Annotated in this window: 1 protein-coding gene; it reads left to right on the top strand. The window is 71.7% G+C overall.

Features of this window, described 5'->3' with window-relative positions; translation table 11 throughout:
* A partial coding sequence (locus BGN97_RS16585; RefSeq protein ID WP_292703974.1) for an EamA family transporter occupies positions 1–537 on the top strand: 537 nt, incomplete at both ends.

Raw genomic sequence — 537 nt, 5'->3', positions numbered from 1 at the left:
CGCCCGCCCGCCATGGCCTTCCTCGGCGCCGGACTCGCCTTCGTCGGACTGCTGCTGATCGCCGGACCGGACGCGTTCTCGCTGTCGCTGGGCGTCGGCGAGACGGTGACGCTGATCAGCACCATCCCGATCGTCGGCGAGATCATCCTCATCAGCGTGTTCGCCGGTCGCGTCGACCTGGGACGCATCACCATCGTGCAGCTGCTCACCGCGGGTCTGCTCGGCTTGGCGACCATGCCCTTCGTCGGCGAGAGCCTCCCCGCCTTCGACTGGGCATGGGTGATCGCCGGCGTCGGCCTGGGCGTCGCGAGCTGCATCATCCAGCTGACGATGAACTGGGCGCAGAAGTCGGTCTCGCCCACGCGCGCCACCATCATCTACTCGGGCGAGCCCGTGTGGGCCGCCGTGATCGGGCGCATCGCCGGGGAGCGCCTGCCCGCGGCCGCGCTGGTCGGCGGCCTGCTGGTGGTGCTGGGTATCCTGGCCAGCGAGCTGCGCATCGTGCGGCGCCGCCCCCGCGGCGGGTCCGACGAGGCA

Origin of the sequence: Microbacterium sp. 69-10 (genome assembly GCF_001897945.1) — a bacterium.
Classification (GTDB): Bacteria; Actinomycetota; Actinomycetes; order Actinomycetales; family Microbacteriaceae; genus Microbacterium.
Note: the sequence above shows the minus strand (reverse complement) of the source record. Positions and strands in the feature narration are given on the sequence as shown.